The sequence below is a fragment of the Mycobacterium sp. NGS24 genome (genome assembly GCF_059813065.1).
On record NZ_JCALDW010000020.1, the window covers coordinates 95,563 to 109,650 of the forward strand.

Below are 14,088 nucleotides of genomic sequence, written 5' to 3' on the forward strand. Positions count from 1 at the left end.
CGATCGGTTGAACTCGCTGCGATGCTTCAGTCGCTGGTTGGGTTGGTGGAGGCGGGTTCAGCGGTGGCGGCGCGGTGAGTGTCGCTGGCCGCGGCTGGGTGCGTTCGTCGCGGGAGTGTGACTAGTGCGGTGCTGATGGCGATGATGGCGAATGCGGCTGTGGCGACGAGTGTTTGGTGCGTGGTGATCCAGGTGCCGACTCGGGCGACGCCGGTGGCCAGGGGATCTGGGGGGAGGCGGTGTCCTGTGAGTTGTGGGATCCAGTAGTGGAGCAGATAGACCCCGGATGCAAAGAGAATGGTCCCGGCGATCCGGGTCATGTGCGGCATCAGTGGCCGCATGCGCTGTGTGGCAACGGTGTTCGCGACGGCGGCCAGTAGTGCGACGGTGAGCAGAAGGGTGGCTGAGCCGGCGGTGTAGGCGCCGAAGACAACGAGTACACCGGACACGTTGCTGGTGGCCAGTGCCTGGCTGATAACCGAGAGCAGGATCGCGATGCTGCAGGAGGCCGAGGCGATCGCGTACCCGACACCGTAGAGGAGCATGTCCAGGGGCCGTTGAGGATTGCGGCCGAAGTGGGGGCCGGGCAGCCGGATTGGGATATGGCGCCCGGCCAGCATGACCAGTCCGGCAAGGGTCAGCATCGCCGCGAGGACGGTCGCGGCCCACGGGACGGCGCCGATGAGTTGGCGCAGCCCGAGTGCTGCGGCCACGCCGAGAACTGTGAAGGTGCCGGCAAATCCGATGGTCAGCGCCGCGCCGGCGCGCAGCCCCCGGCTGATCCTGGCCGCCAATCCCGCGGACGTGTGCTCACCGGTGGCGGTGTAGGCCAGCACGGCGGGCAGCACCGCGAATCCGCACGGGTTGATGGGGGCGATCATGCCGGCGCCGAAGGCAAGTGCCAGTAGTCCGTTCACCGATCGGCCACTTTGGCTAGTGCCGCTTGGAGTTGTTGGGCGGAGGGTTCGACGGCGCGGAATACTTCCTTGCCGGTGGTGTCGATGATCACCACGGTGGACAGTTGGGTGATATTGAACCGGCGGGCCCAGGCGGTGTCGGTGTCGATCGCGTTGGCCACCCCCGCTGCGTTGTTGGCGGTGAGGAAGCCGGCGACTTCGGATTGCGGCTCCTGCCCGGCGATGTCCACGGCGACGAAGTCCGCCCGGGTGGGGTTCTGGGCTTGGGTTTGGGCGAGTGTTTGGGCGGTAGGCCCGCAGGTGCCGCATTCGACGGCGAAGAACAACACCACTGCGGGTCGGGAACCGGGCACGGTGAGCGGTGTGCCGGTGGCGGTGTGCGCAGTCAAAGTAGGTGTGGCGCCACCGTTTTGGTCTGCCGCAGCGTCGGTCCACGGGTGCCAGCAGAGCACGACATAAGCGATGGCCGCTGCGGCGACTACCACGCCGCCGATGATGATCAGGAGCCGCCGTCGCGGGCCGGTGTGCACGGTGGGTGTGCTGGTGTCGGTCATGATCGCTCTCCGTTAACGCGGTGCTGGTCGCCGGTGTTGGGGTGTGTGGGTGGATCGCAGTGCGGTGACTGCTGGCCGTGGTGGCGGGATCGGCGGTGATACACGGTGTAGGTGAGCGCGGCGAGCAGCACCGCCGCGGCGGTGCCGATGACCCACCCGTTACGCACGAGGCCGCCGATCACGGCCAGCGCACCCGAGGCGATGAGCAGCGGCGCCGCGCAACAGGCGATCGCGGCCACGGCCAACGTTATGGCGCCCAGGATCGCTGCCAGCGTCCCGGTGTCGTGGTGTTTGGTCACGGCGCGATCTCCTCGCGGCTGGCCGGGGCGATGCGCATACAGGCGGCCAGCGCGGCGGCGTTGTCGGCGGCCACCGAGCGCGCCAGCAGCACCAGTTCGGCCACCCGCGGGTCGCTCACCCGGTAGTAGGCATAGCGGCCGTGGCGGCGCAGCTGCACATAACCGCAGTCCGATAGGCAGGCCAGGTGGGTGGAGATGCGGCCCTGGGACAGGCCGATGTGTGCGATGCATTCGCTGACGGTGTGTTCCTCGTTGAGCAGGAACTCCAATAGCCGCAGCCGGGCCGGGTCCCCGAGGGCGCGGAAGAACTTCGCCACCATCTCGACGCCGTTGGCGGTGGCTGGCAACAGCGTGGGGCTGGGGTGGGGAGTCTCGGGCACGAAAACACGGTCCTTCGATTGAGTCGCTGATATTCGGATAAACAGATACTAGGATGCCATCTATATATTCGGCAAGGCGGATACGTGAGGATGGGAAGCATTGTGGTCAGTTATGACCTGGCGGTGATCGGCTCGGGGGGTGCCGCGTTCGCGGCGGCGATCGCCGCCCGCGGCAAGGACAAAACCGTGGTGATGATCGAGCGCGACGTGACCGGGGGCACCTGTGTCAATACCGGTTGCGTGCCGTCCAAGGCGCTGCTGGCCGCGGCCGAGGCCCGCCATGTGGCGCTGGACCAGCACTTTCCGGGCATCGCCACCGCGGCGGGCCCGGTGGATGCCCCCGCGCTGATCGGCGGCAAGGACGCCCTCGTGGAGGGGCTGCGCGCCGACAAGTACGCCGACCTGGCCGCCGAATATGGGTGGGAGATCGTGCCGGGGCAGGCCCGCTTCGCCCCGGGGCCGGTGCTGCAGGTGCAGTTAGGGGACGGGGGGCGCGCGCGTATCGAGGCCGAGCACTATCTGATCGCCACCGGTTCCGCGCCGCGCATCGACCGGCTCGACGGCCTGGATGGCATCGACTACCTGACCTCCACTACTGCGATGGCCCAGACCGCGCTACCGGAATCGCTGGTCGTGGTCGGCGCCGGCTATGTGGGGCTGGAACAGGCGCAGTTATGGGCGCGGCTGGGGATGAGGGTCAGCATCGTGGGCCGCTTCGCCCCGCACACCGAACCCGAACTGGCCGAGCGACTGGCGGCGGTGTTCGCCGATGAGGGCATCACCGTGATCGGCGAGCGCGCTGTCCGCGTGGATCCCGACAACGCCGGCGTCATCGTCGCGACCAGCGGCGGTCAGCGGGTGAGCGGGCAGCGGCTGCTGGTGGCGACCGGGCGGGCACCGGTGACCGCCGGGTTGAACTTAGACGCCGTCGGCGTGGCCACCGCTGACAGTGGTCGGGTGGTGGTCGACGGGCAGCTGCGCAGCGCCAACCCGCGGATCTGGGCGGCCGGTGATGTCACCGGTCATCCGCAATACGTCTACGTCGCCGCCGCCCACGGCGCCGTGGTGGTCGACAACGCTTTTGACGGGGCCGGGCGCAGCGTCGATTACCGCGCGCTGCCGGCGGTCACCTTCACCTCGCCCAGCCTGGCCACCGTTGGGCTGACCGAGGCCGATGCCCAGGCCCAGGGTTATGACTGTGAGTGCCGGGTGCTGTCGCTACAGAACGTGCCCCGCGCGATTGTGAACCGCGACACCCGCGGCGCGATCAAGCTTGTCGCCGAACGTGGCACCGGGCGCCTACTCGGTGCGCATGTGCTGGCCGCCGGCGCAGGTGACGTCATCGCCGCCGCCGTCTACCTGCTGGCCAACAAGATGACCGTGCAGCAGGTGGCGCAGCTGTGGAGCCCGTATCTGACGATGGCCGAGGGCCTCAAACTGGCCGCGCAAACCTTCACCCGCGACGTCACCAAACTGTCCTGCTGCGCCGCCTGAGAAACATGCAGTATCGAGGGAGGGCTACATGACTACCATCGCGCTCGCCCCGCCGAACCGGGTGCCCGCCACAGCAATCACACTTTGGCGGGTGGTGTCGTGATGATCTGGTCCAGCAGAGGCGAATTCGCCGAAGATCTGCTCGTCGGGGCTGTCGGCGGCTATGTGGGCACCAAAGTGATGGAGCCGGTGAGCAGCAAGCTTTACCAGCGCGAATCCCAGCGGGATCGCCAGCGTGAAGACGCCGCCCGGCCCGGCCCGCCGTTTCAGGTCGCCGCCGACAAGACGCTCGACCTGCTCGGCATCCACCTACCCGACCCGGTGCGAGAGCGCGCCGGGATGGTCGTGCACTACGGGCTGGGCATCAGTTGGGCGCCGGTGTATGCGGTCCTGCGCCGCGCGGTCGGCCTGAACCCTGCGGTGGCCGGTCTGCTCACCGGCGCGTCGATGTCACTGATCGTCGATGAGATGCTGACCCCGCTGCTGGGGTTCAGCGCCGCAGACCGCGCCTATCCGGTCAGCACCCACGTGCGCGGATTCCTGGCGCATCTCGCCTATGGCGCGGTCACCGCCGCCGTCATCGAGGGCTGGTGGGCGCTGCGGCGCCGCCGCCCCTGACCACCGCACCCACCCGAAGGAGAAAATCCGTATGGCAGAGCACTTCGACGCCGTCGTGATCGGCGCCGGCCCGGGCGGCGAAGTCGCCGTCGGGCGGCTGATTTCCGCCGGCTTGCGCGTGGCACTGATCGAGCGGGAGCTGATCGGCGGGGAATGCGCCTATTGGGCGTGCATCCCATCCAAGACGCTGCTGCGGCCCACCGAGGCCCGCGCCGAAGCCGCGGCCGCCGCCGGGTTATCGCGGCCGGCGCTGGATTGGCCGGCGCTGCGGGACTATCGCGACTACATGATCCGCCACCTCGACGACACCAATCAGGTCACCGGCTATCAGCGGCAAGGGGTGACGGTCCTCAAAGGCACCGCCCGGTTGACCGGTCGTGACCCCTGGCGCATCAGCGTCGCCGACACCGAGATCACCGCGGCGCATGTGGTGATCGCCACCGGTTCGCAGCCGGTGCGCCCACCCATCGACGGCCTCGACGACCTGGACGCGACTGTGGTGTGGACCAACCGCGAGGCCACCACCCTGCGCGAGATCCCGCAACGGGCGGTGATGATCGGCGGCAGCGCGGTCGGGGTCGAGTTGGGGCAGTTCCTGGCCCGCATGGGCAGCCACGTCACCCTCGTGCAGCGCGGCCCGCGGCTGCTGGACCGCGAAGACCCGCGAGTCGGTGAGCTGGTCGCTGCCCGGTTACGCGACGACGGCATCGACGTGCGGCTGGGCCGCCAAGCCACCCGGGCGCGCCGCGACGGCGCCGACGCCGTGGTCGAGTTCGACGACGGCACATCGGTGCGCACCGATGTGATCGTGCTGGGCGCCGGACGCGAACCCGCCACCGCCGGCCTGGGCCTCGACAGCGTCGGCGTCACCATCGGCGATCGCGGCGAGCTGGCCGTCGATGAGCACTGCCGGGTGACCGGTGATGGGTTGTGGGCGCTGGGCGATGTCACTGGTGTCGCGTTGTTCACCCACGTCGCGATGTATCAAGCCCGGGTGGTCGCCGACAACATCGCGGGCACCTCGCGGCGGGCGCACTACACCGGCATTCCGCGGGTGGTGTTCGCCCAACCCGAGATCGCCGCCGTCGGAATGACCGGTGAGGAGGCCCAAAGCGCAGGCCTGGACGTCGTCAGTACCGAACTGAACCTGCCTGATGCGTTGGCGCGGCCGTGGACCTATGAAACCCAGCCCGCCGGCACCCTCGGGCTGCTCGCCGACCGTAGTCGCCGCGTCCTGGTTGGTGCGTGGGCGGTGGCTCCGATGGCCGGGGAATGGATTCATCAGGCCGCGTTGGCCATCCGCGCCCAGGTTCCCATCGACGTCTTGCTCGACGGCATCGCCCAATTCCCCACCTACAGTGAGGCCTTGCTGCATGCCGCCGAACGACTCGACCTCGGTCCACGCAAGCCGCAGGAGAATTCATGAACCACCACAGTTTTCACGCTGACGTGTTCACGGTCGGTGAGCTGTCGCGCCGCACCGGCATCCCGATCAAGGCGGTGCGGGAGTACACCGATCAGGGCTTGGTGAACACCATCGGGCGCAGTCCCGGCGGGTATCGCACCTATACCCGCGAGGCGCTGCGCTGCCTGCAGTTGATCAGCACGCTGCGCGGTATGGGACTGACGCTGCGTGAGATCGGTGACCTGACCCGCCCGCACCCCCAACCGCCGGGGATACGACTTGCCGCACTGCTGGCGGCGTCGCGGCAGCGCACGAATGAGCGGATCGCGGCGTTGCAAGCCACGCTGGACCGCATCGACGCCTACGAACTGCCTCACGTTCCTATCGGGCTCACACCGGCGAGGCGGCCCGGAACGCATCGACATCACCGGTATCGACCTCGCCGACCTGGTGCGCCAGGAGCACCACTCCTACCTGTTTGACCACTGGCCCGAACTTCGGTGGGCAGCGCGGGTCACCGTTCCGCTGCGCGCCGGTGACGTCACCTTGCACCACCGCCGCACCGCACACTGCGCCGGTGCCAACCACACCGCCCAGAACCGGGTATCAATGCTGATCACCTACACCGACGCCCAAGCCACCTACCAGCCGCTTCCCGGCCACGACGGGCTCCCATATTCCCCGGGTCAACCACTGCCCGATGAACGTTACCCATTGATCAGCTCAGCGCCATGTGATGGTTAAGCATCAGCCGAGCCGTCGGTATACCGAATTGACATGGTGCACACCAGCTCCCGCACGACTACACGCAGGACCGGTTCGGTCACAGTCATCAGCTGGGCAGGCCTACTTGAGTGGCTGGGTCATCGACTGACACCTTGATCGCGGCGACTCCTGCTGAAGCAGCGGGCGCCCAGACATCGACGGATTGGCACATGCGAGTGTCTGCCGTGTGTCGGTCGCGCGCATGCGATAGACGCCGCGGTAGCTTTCCAGGCAATGCCGATCTTAGGTTGGCGAGTGCATTTCACGCATCGACAATTGGTGATGCCGCGCACGGCGCGGCCAACGCTGCAGAGCCTGAACACAGACGTAGTCGCAGAGTGGTTGGACAGCAAGGGCATTGAGGACGGCGTGCCATTCTTGATATCGCCTGACGGCCACTACGACATCGACCTGAACACCTACTTCCTGTTGCACCCGGCGCCGGAAAACACTCAGGCAGCGATCGCCTACGACCTAGCGAATTTCCTGACGTTTCTGTGGCACCATCGCCAACCGCTCGGAAAGCGATCGTGGCGCGACGCGACCCCCGAAGATCGCGCAGCCTATCACCGGTGGCGGCGCATCGATGAGCGCGGGCCTGGGGTGAGGGGTGCCACGTGGGGCCGCGAAGTCGCCACCGTGAACTCGTTCTACCGGTGGGCAACCGAATCGGGATTCGTTGAGCACAACCCGATCTTGCAGCGGGCAGCGCGCGATCGCCGATGGCGCCGTCGCGAGGAGGCGGGACTGACGCCTGCCGAAGCACCCAAGGACGGCCATCGTGAAGACTTGGCGTGGTTGCCACCGGCGTCCTATCGCCGCTGGCGCGATGTTGGTGTTCGCGGGTATCTGCCCACCGGTCTGCTCGATCAGTCGTTCGGTGGCCGAAACGCTGCCCGCAACGCCACCTTCTGCGATCTGATGGTTCGCACCGGATTGCGGCTGACCGAGCAGGCCAGCCTGACCATGTTCGACGTGCCCGACATGGACACCCATCGCGCCTACTCGCCGACCCGATTGCCGGCGGCGATCGCCAAGAATGGTTCGGGCCGCCGGATCTACATCCCGGCCACGGTGTTACGCGAGGTGTGGGACTACATCCGCTTCGACCGCGCCGAGCTGATCGAACAAGCCCGCAGCCGCGGCAGCTACAACCAGATTGCGGCCAAACTGGTTGTTGAGGACCCGCAATGCGCGGTGATCGCGCCGCGCACCAGCGGTGGTCGCCGCCGCCCGGTGGAGACTCTCAATCCACGCCAGCGTCGGCGCCTATTCATCTGTGGCGCCGAGGGTTTGGAACCGGCGACGCTGTGGTTGAACCGCAACGGGCTGCCAGTCATGCCGGGAACCTGGCAGTCAATGTTTGGTGATGCCAACGACCGCTGCCGACGCCACGCGGTGGACCTGCGGGCTCACCCGCATTTGTTGCGCCACACCTACGCGGTGGTGACGTTGGAGCAGCTACAACGTGAGCACATCCGCGAGCTGGGCGCCATGAACCCGGCGCAGCGCACGACTTATGAGCAGATTTTCGGTGATCCGCTGGACTGGGTGCGCCGGCGCTTGGGGCATCGATCGGTGGAAACAACGTTCAAATATCTGCACACCCTCAACGAACTCGCCATGGAAACTCGGCTAGCGCTGGTTCCTGACGAGTGGGCCGAATTGCAGCTGCCGGCCGGCGAATTGAGCGGCGAGATCGCCGACGAGAAGATCGTTGACACCGCGGATTCGGCGTGACGAGCCCAGAGCCGAGCGAGGCGCCGCGCCAAGGACCCCTCACACGCAGGGGCCGCCCCGCCGATCGCCCTGAGGGCGTCTACGAACCACCCGAGCGGGTGCAGCCCACGGGCAGCGGATTGGAAGTGGCGGTGGTGGGGGAGAACGGGCGTCGCCGCACGTTCAAATTGAAGACGTTCCCACTGCCGGGCTGGCATAAGCCGTTGGCCGACGCCTTCGCCCGCTGCACCGGTGCCAGTGGAACGCTACGGACACCCGAGAGTGCAGCCGGAGTGTTCTGGTGCTGGCACCGCTTCCTGGTCGCGTTGGCGTCGCTGGTGGATCCGCCGGCGACGCCCGGGGAGCTGACCGTCGACCATCTCGAGTGCTACTGGCGGCAACGCCATGCGCAGGTGAAACAACGCGGACTGGTGCATGAGGTTAGAGCTGTGGGCCGTGTCGTCGGCGAGATGCCGGCGGGCATGATCGCCGAGGAGGTCGATGCGTGGCTGCATCGCCGTCGTTCTGTGGGCCAGAATCCCGCCATCGGCGGGTATTCCGACCGGGAATTCAACGCGATCATGGCGGCGGCCCGGTCGGAGGTCGCCGCGATCCGATCGCGGCTTCAGCGCGGCCAACGCCTAGTCACCCGCTATGAGCGTGAGCCTGACACGTTGAGCGCCGAGGAGCGTCGACTCGCGAAGGTGCTGGCCGAGATTGCGGCTACCGGTGAGATTCCAGTTATCGCCCACGATTCCAGGGCGTGGGACAACCACCCGATGATGACGCTGGCACGCCAGCTGTTTGTCACCGGCTTCGATTTGGGCCCGCTACTGACATTGGCCGTCGGAATCTCGGGGCGCAACCTGGAAACCCTCAAAGATCTCACGATCGAGCACGATGTGTTGGAGGACAAGGCTGTCCGGGTGGAGGTGATCAAACGCCGGCGCGGTCCTGCACGCATGTTCGAGACGGTGCACTGGGAGATCGGCACTCCCAGCCAGCAGCTACGCCGCCCCGGCGGCTATTACCTGCTGCTCGAGCAGATGATGCGGCTGGGTCGGTCGTTCAGCGGCACGTCGTCGCTGTGGTCGGTGTGGGATCCGCCCGACGGTCACCACGGCCCGTTCGACGTGGGATTGCATCTGAAGGACTGGCATATGCAGCGCTGGAAGCAGCGCCACCCCCTCCTTGATGACAACGGTCAACCGCTGCAGATCACTTCGCTGCGCTTGAAAAAGACAGTGGACATTCGCAATACCCGCGCCGCCGGCGGCCATCTGCCCTCGTCGATTCGCTCCAACACCATGCCGGTGCTGTTCACCAACTATCTGCGCGGCGATCCGTCGGTGCATGACTGGGCGGGCGGGGTGATCACCGCGGCGCTGTCAGACGCCGAGACCGCAGCCCAGGCTTGCCACGCCCGGGTGCTGGCCGGTCAGGTGACAACGCCGAACAACGCAGCCCTCCAATTGGATGTGACCGCTACCACCGCCACAGACCTGTTGGCCGGAAATCTCGATACCGCCGTGACCGCCTGCGCTGATATCGATCACAGCCCTCTCGATGGCGGAGGTCGCTGCGGTGTGTCATTCCTGATGTGCTTCGGCTGCTCGAATGCCCTCGTCACCCACAACCACATCCCGAAACTGAAAGCGTTGCTGGACTGGTTGATCGATGAGCGCGGCAAGATCGCACTGGATCTGTGGTGGCGCCGTTACGGCATGGCGTGGATAGCGATCACCGAACACATCCGCCCGAAATTCACTCCAGCGGAATGGGATCGAGCACAGCCCGCTGAGGGTCTGCCCGAGCTGTTGGCGTTGCTGGATGGCCCGCAGGAGCCACGATGACGACGCCCCAGGTGGCTCACACCCCGGTGTTCATCGACCCGGACGCCTTCGTCCTGGGTGGACACGAACTCCGCGAGGGAATCGAACTTGCCACCACGTCGCGGTTCGGCGATGACATCTGGGACCTGCACCCGATCAACCACCAGGACCAGCTGGCTCGCAGCATCTTGAACTTCCCCACGCTGCCCGAGCCGTTCCGCGCGGTCACCAAAGAACTGTTCTACGCCTTGCTGGTTGGCGAGCTGCCACCCGGGGAGGCCCGCCTCAAGCAGGTCTCTATTCGTATTGCCTTTAGCCACGTGAAGAAGTTCTTGGACTGGTCACACGGTCGGGGCCGCTGCACACTAGCCGCGATCACCCGCGAGGACCTCGTCGACTATCAACAATGGGTCCTGCTCACGGATTTGAGTCCAACACAGCGCGGTATGCACCGGCGGGCCGCCCGGCTGTTTTGGGTGTTCCGCGACGCCCTACACACCGACCGGCTCACCGTCGACCCGCAACGTTTGCAGGCATGGCACAACCACAGCAGCCATCCACCCCGGCGTATCGAGAACGCCACCGATCGGATTCCCGAGGAAGTGATCAGCCCGCTGCTGGTCTGGGGGTTGCGGTGGGTCAACGACTTCAGCGTCGACATCCTCGCCGCACGTGAGGAATGGTGGTCGCTCTACACCGCCAGGCATGCAATGGATCAACGCAAACCCTTCGCCGGCGGGCCACTCCCAGCACGACTGGCCAAGCTGCAGCACCTGCTAGATGACTACCGCAGCCAGCGCCGCCCGCTGCCAACGACTGCTGACGGCGAAGTCAATGCGAACTTCCTTGCCCGACAACTACACACGGAATCCACGTTCATCAGCCGAGCGACCGGACGTGCGATGGTCGCGGCCGCCGCGGCAGAGGTAGGCTTCGCAGACGGCTGCTATCTGTTCACACCAGTACGGGCATGCATCGACAGCGCGCCCTGGCTGACCGGATTCGACTATCACCGAATGCCCGAGCTGAGCCGAATGTTGCTGACCGCCTGCTACGTGGTGATCGCATACCTGTCAGGGATGCGCGACAGCGAAGTCAAACATCTCCAGCGAGACTGTGTGAGCCGCCAACGAGACGCCCAAGGGAACGTCTACCGACGCACCATCACCAGTCGCGCGTTCAAGGGCGAGACCCCGAAAGGAGTCACCGCCTCATGGGTAGTGTCGGAATCTGTTGAGCGAGCAGTCGGCGTTCTCGAACAACTCCAACCCGACGACGCGAAGTACCTATTCACAGCACTGTCCGCAACGATGGGTTCTTGCGGAACCGATCGCTCCCGCTCGGTGACCATCAAGTGCACCAATAAGAATTTGAACGAATTCGTCGACTGGATCAACGCCTACTGCGCCGCACACAACCGGGCCGACGACATCCCGCTCATCCGGCGCCAACGCTGGCGGCTCACCAGTGGCCAGTTCCGCCGCACCCTGGCATGGTTCATCGCTCGCCGCCCCGGCGGCGCCATCGCCGGCACGATCCAATACCGCCACCACAGCATCCAAATGTTCGAGGGCTATGCGGGAACAACCGAATCCGGGTTCCGCGGCGAGGTCGAGGCCGAACAATCACTGCAACGCGGCGAGCGCCTCTTGGCCATGATCGAGAACAATGAGCACCATGACTTACGGGGACCTGCGGCCCCCGAAGCCGAAGAACGGCTCACCAACCTCCAACGCGGCAGCGCCTACACAGGCAGTGTGGTCACCGACCCACGACGACTCCGAAGGATCATGCGCAGCGAAGACCCCAACATCTACCTCGGTCACTTCGTCACCTGCGTCTACAACCCGGACAAGGCGCTCTGTCGACGCCAACTCGCGCCCGCAGGCGATCCGAGCCTGCCGGACCTCGCCAACTGCCAACCCCTGCAGTGCCGCAACGTCGCACTCACCGCCGACAACCTCCAAGCGCTCACCGACCAGCTGCATCAACTCGACGCCCACCTCGCCACTGCGGAACTCTTGGCCCCCTTCGTTGCTCACCGCCTCACCCAGCAGCGCCGCGATCTTGCTGCGCTACTTGAGGCTGCCACTGCACCGAAGGACATTGTGTGACCGGGCACCCACTTCCTGGCGACGATGATGTGCGCTCCGCGGCTGACGCATTGCTCACCGAACACCGCGAAGGCGGCGCCTACCCCAGCGTCTCCGCATTGGCGAAGACATTCAACGTCAACCGCACCACGTTCTATCGGCACTACGCCGCCATCACCAACGCGATGCTCGACAGCGCCGCACAACGACAAACCGATGGCCCAAAACGACGACATCCTCGCCACAGTGACGATGGCCGCGACGAGACCATCCGGCGCCTCCGCACCGAAAACACCGACCTACGAAAGCATCTCGAGATCTACGAAGAGCACATCCGGATGCTCACCATCCACAACGCAGCCTACAGAAACCAACTCGAGCGACTGGCCGGCATTACCGATCTGAGCTCACACCGAGACAGTTAACGGCCAACAGGACAGACGCCCCGGCCCACAGACCGAACCTAAATCGCCCTAGCACTGCCGAACCATCTCCTGGCGGGCATCCCCCGATACCGGCATCCCTGACGCTGACTGATCCGAAGGGGTAACACGTCCGAACAATGAACAGATCCAGATACGCCACATAATTCGGCTTCCAGCGCACCCAGGACCAGGCCCAGGGTGATCACGCTGGCGCGGGGGTCCGCAGCGGGGGGCAGTGCCGCGATGGTGTCGGCGACGGTGTCGGAGTCTTTGAGGGCGAGCAGTTCGGCGGCGGTCGAGGCGCAGTAGGACCCGATGAGCAGGCTGGGGTGGGTGGCCAGCTGCGCGGCGACGAACAGCGCCGCCCCCTGTGGTGGTGTCTTGCGGGCCAGCAGGTGGCTTTTGACCCACGCCCGGCGGACCTCGATGGCGGCGTGGCCGAGTTTGTTCAGGGCCACGACTTTGCGCTTGTCGCGCAGTTCGGCTTCGCGGCGCTGCTCGGCGCCGGTGTCGCCGGTTGCGGGGTTTGCGCCTGGCCGGGAGCGCTGATAGTACTGCTGACGCGTCAGCACCCCGGCGGCGTCGATGTCCAGGCAGAAGAACTCGGGCTCGAAAACGGTGCGCTGGACGATGAATCGCGGATGCACATAGCCCTCTTCGGGTGCGGTGTCGTGGTCGGCGGCGTCGATGTCCCAGTCGATGTCGCCTTCATCGACCTCCTCGCCGGTGCGGCTGTCCTCATAGAGCTCGACCTCGTCCAGCCACACCGCCCACAGCTGCGGGTCCTGCTCGGTCAGCGCATCTGAGAGGGTGTTGCCCTGCCCGTCGCACAAGCGGTCCCAGCGGGTGGCGAACAGTTCGTCATTCCAGGCCGGGCGTTCGGTCAGCAGCCGATACCCTTTGTTGCGCAGCGGTTCTGCCGCGCTCTCGCGGGCGTGCGCCGTAGCAGCTTTCTGGCGCAGTTCTGCTACCCGGTGGTCGAAGTCGCCGGCACTGCCCGCCTCGGTCAGATACTGCACCGCCTGGGGGTCGGCGTCGAAGTCGGCCAGGATCGCGGCTTGGGCGATGCTGAGCTGGGCGTGTGAGAGCGCCGACATCGCCTGCTCGGAGCGTGTCGCCGTGGCGGCGGCTTCGACCAGTGCCTTGGGTACGGTCAGCGATTTGGCTACCTTGGCCGGGGTCAGGCCTTCGAGCAGCAATTGCTGAATGCCTTTGGCGCGTTGGGTTTCGGTCAGGGCAGCGCGGTGATCGTTGACCACGATTTGTTCGGTGATGCGTGCCACGGTGCGCGCCTGTTCGGTGGTGGCCAGGTCCGCGGTGACATAGACGGGCACCGTGGCCAGGCCCGCTTCCCGCGCGGCCAGCAACCGGCGCTGCCCGTCGCGCACCGTCACCGCACCCTCAGCGGTGCGGACCGCCGTCAGGGGGGAGAGCACCCCGTAATTTCTGATGCTGGTCACCAGCTCGGCGTAGCCCTGGCTGGTGGGCGCGTCCTCGCGGATGTTGGGCTCCAAGGCCAACGTGTGCGGGTCGAGATGCTCCACAGTGCCCTGTGAGGTTGTCGTGGTGTTCGGTGTCGAGGCGGTG

14 protein-coding genes are annotated in these 14,088 nt (G+C 66.2%); 9 read left to right on the top strand and 5 right to left on the bottom strand.

What is annotated here, in order from left to right:
- Window positions 1–26 precede the first annotated feature (26 nt).
- The 4 genes from AC5Y6Y_RS21600 to AC5Y6Y_RS21615 are packed head-to-tail and all read right to left on the bottom strand — an operon-like array spanning window position 27 to window position 2,150.
- A complete protein-coding gene (locus tag AC5Y6Y_RS21600) occupies window positions 27–917 on the bottom strand; it encodes a cytochrome c biogenesis CcdA family protein (protein WP_174900778.1) in 891 nt (296 codons plus the stop codon).
- Complete coding sequence (locus tag AC5Y6Y_RS21605; protein WP_055576801.1) at window positions 914–1,471, bottom strand: TlpA family protein disulfide reductase; 558 nt, start codon at window positions 1,469–1,471, stop codon at window positions 914–916. Before AC5Y6Y_RS21605 ends, AC5Y6Y_RS21600 begins: the two co-directional genes overlap by 4 nt.
- Window positions 1,468–1,770 carry a mercuric ion transporter MerT gene (gene merT / locus AC5Y6Y_RS21610; protein ID WP_055576802.1) on the bottom strand — a complete coding sequence of 101 codons (303 nt, stop codon included), beginning with the start codon at window positions 1,768–1,770 and terminating at the stop codon, window positions 1,468–1,470. The genes AC5Y6Y_RS21605 and merT overlap by 4 nt, the downstream gene beginning before the upstream one ends.
- The gene (locus AC5Y6Y_RS21615; RefSeq protein ID WP_055576803.1) at window positions 1,767–2,150 is read right to left on the bottom strand and encodes an ArsR/SmtB family transcription factor; all 384 of its coding nucleotides are present in this window, start codon (window positions 2,148–2,150) and stop codon (window positions 1,767–1,769) included. The genes merT and AC5Y6Y_RS21615 overlap by 4 nt, the downstream gene beginning before the upstream one ends.
- Window positions 2,151–2,240: 90 nt before the next feature.
- Here AC5Y6Y_RS21615 and merA point away from each other — a divergent pair, with 90 nt between their 5' ends.
- The 9 genes from merA to AC5Y6Y_RS21660 all read left to right on the top strand — a co-directional run bounded on the left by merA (window position 2,241) and on the right by AC5Y6Y_RS21660 (window position 12,501).
- A complete protein-coding gene (gene merA / locus AC5Y6Y_RS21620; protein ID WP_055576804.1) occupies window positions 2,241–3,644 on the top strand; it encodes a mercury(II) reductase in 1,404 nt (467 codons plus the stop codon).
- Between the two features lie 102 nt (window positions 3,645–3,746).
- Window positions 3,747–4,262: a hypothetical protein gene (locus tag AC5Y6Y_RS21625; RefSeq protein ID WP_055576805.1), complete on the top strand. Its 516-nt coding sequence runs from the start codon at window positions 3,747–3,749 to the stop codon at window positions 4,260–4,262.
- A 31-nt stretch (window positions 4,263–4,293) separates the two neighbouring features.
- Window positions 4,294–5,688: a dihydrolipoyl dehydrogenase family protein gene (locus tag AC5Y6Y_RS21630; RefSeq protein ID WP_055576806.1), complete on the top strand. Its 1,395-nt coding sequence runs from the start codon at window positions 4,294–4,296 to the stop codon at window positions 5,686–5,688.
- Window positions 5,685–6,149, top strand: a complete 465-nt coding sequence (locus tag AC5Y6Y_RS21635; protein WP_063892812.1) for a MerR family transcriptional regulator — start codon at window positions 5,685–5,687, stop codon at window positions 6,147–6,149. The genes AC5Y6Y_RS21630 and AC5Y6Y_RS21635 overlap by 4 nt, the downstream gene beginning before the upstream one ends.
- On the top strand, window positions 6,091–6,411 hold the full coding sequence (locus AC5Y6Y_RS21640; RefSeq protein WP_232007743.1) for a phytanoyl-CoA dioxygenase family protein: 321 nt from the start codon (window positions 6,091–6,093) through the stop codon (window positions 6,409–6,411). The genes AC5Y6Y_RS21635 and AC5Y6Y_RS21640 overlap by 59 nt, the downstream gene beginning before the upstream one ends.
- A 390-nt stretch (window positions 6,412–6,801) precedes the next feature.
- A complete protein-coding gene (locus AC5Y6Y_RS21645; RefSeq protein ID WP_231513269.1) occupies window positions 6,802–8,172 on the top strand; it encodes a tyrosine-type recombinase/integrase in 1,371 nt (456 codons plus the stop codon).
- Entirely contained in the window at window positions 8,169–10,004 is a 1,836-nt protein-coding gene (locus tag AC5Y6Y_RS21650; RefSeq protein ID WP_136623054.1) for a hypothetical protein, read from the top strand. The genes AC5Y6Y_RS21645 and AC5Y6Y_RS21650 overlap by 4 nt, the downstream gene beginning before the upstream one ends.
- A gap of 167 nt (window positions 10,005–10,171) precedes the next feature.
- Complete coding sequence (locus AC5Y6Y_RS21655) at window positions 10,172–12,097, top strand: hypothetical protein (RefSeq protein ID WP_499930269.1); 1,926 nt, start codon at window positions 10,172–10,174, stop codon at window positions 12,095–12,097.
- Window positions 12,094–12,501, top strand: coding sequence for a hypothetical protein (locus AC5Y6Y_RS21660; RefSeq protein ID WP_055576810.1), 408 nt, complete (start codon window positions 12,094–12,096; stop codon window positions 12,499–12,501). Before AC5Y6Y_RS21655 ends, AC5Y6Y_RS21660 begins: the two co-directional genes overlap by 4 nt.
- Before the next feature lie 38 nt (window positions 12,502–12,539).
- Here the strand turns inward: AC5Y6Y_RS21660 and AC5Y6Y_RS21665 are convergent.
- Window positions 12,540–14,088, bottom strand: a 1,549-nt coding sequence (locus AC5Y6Y_RS21665; RefSeq protein WP_499930270.1) for a ParB/RepB/Spo0J family partition protein, incomplete at its 5' end; no start/stop codon positions are given.

What these genes read in the sequence shown, in the direction of transcription:
- merA (WP_055576804.1), top strand. Translation starts at nt 2,241, where the DNA reads ATGGGAAGCATTGTGGTCAGTTATGACCTGGCGGTGATCGGCTCGGGG.
- AC5Y6Y_RS21625 (WP_055576805.1), top strand. Translation starts at nt 3,747, where the DNA reads ATGATCTGGTCCAGCAGAGGCGAATTCGCCGAAGATCTGCTCGTCGGG.
- AC5Y6Y_RS21605 (WP_055576801.1), bottom strand. Translation starts at nt 1,471, where the DNA reads ATGACCGACACCAGCACACCCACCGTGCACACCGGCCCGCGACGGCGG.
- AC5Y6Y_RS21635 (WP_063892812.1), top strand. Translation starts at nt 5,685, where the DNA reads ATGAACCACCACAGTTTTCACGCTGACGTGTTCACGGTCGGTGAGCTG.
- AC5Y6Y_RS21630 (WP_055576806.1), top strand. Translation starts at nt 4,294, where the DNA reads ATGGCAGAGCACTTCGACGCCGTCGTGATCGGCGCCGGCCCGGGCGGC.